The following is a 437-nucleotide window of genomic DNA, read 5'->3' as shown; positions in this document are numbered from 1 at the left end:
TCCCGGTTCAAGATGGCCCACCCGGAGATGCACGACTCGATGGGGAACCGATGCCCCTTCCATAAGGGGGCAATGGCCTCCTCATCCGCGTAGTGCACGAGGTTGCCTTCGCGCAGGACGAACGTGACCCCATCCGCGCCACTGAGCTGTCGTGCCGCCCGGCGCACCAGCGCCATGACGTCTTCCAGCGTCCTCAGATGCGCCAGCTCCTGCACCACGTCCGACAGCAGCGCGCCGCGATCAATCCCCTCGCCCAGCTCCTGCGTCTGCAGCGTGTGGAGCTGGTCCAGCAGATCTCCTTCGCCGCCCAGCGCCTCTTCACCCGGCAGCTTGCCCTCCAAGAGCAGCTTCTGGAGCGCGAGCGTCGCCACCGGGTCGCCCGCGGGCTCCACCGCCATCAGCCCATCGCGCACCTCCTGATACTGCTGGCGCTCCTC

1 pseudogene is annotated in these 437 nt (G+C 67.7%); it reads right to left on the bottom strand.

The window, feature by feature from the left end:
• Positions 1-437 (bottom strand): annotated as a pseudogene (locus D7Y04_RS45350) (hypothetical protein); the annotation flags it as partial.

The sequence above is a fragment of the Corallococcus sp. AB038B genome, assembly GCF_003668955.1.
Lineage (GTDB): Bacteria > Myxococcota > Myxococcia > Myxococcales > Myxococcaceae > Corallococcus > Corallococcus exiguus.
This window is presented reverse-complemented; position numbering and strand designations above follow the sequence as displayed.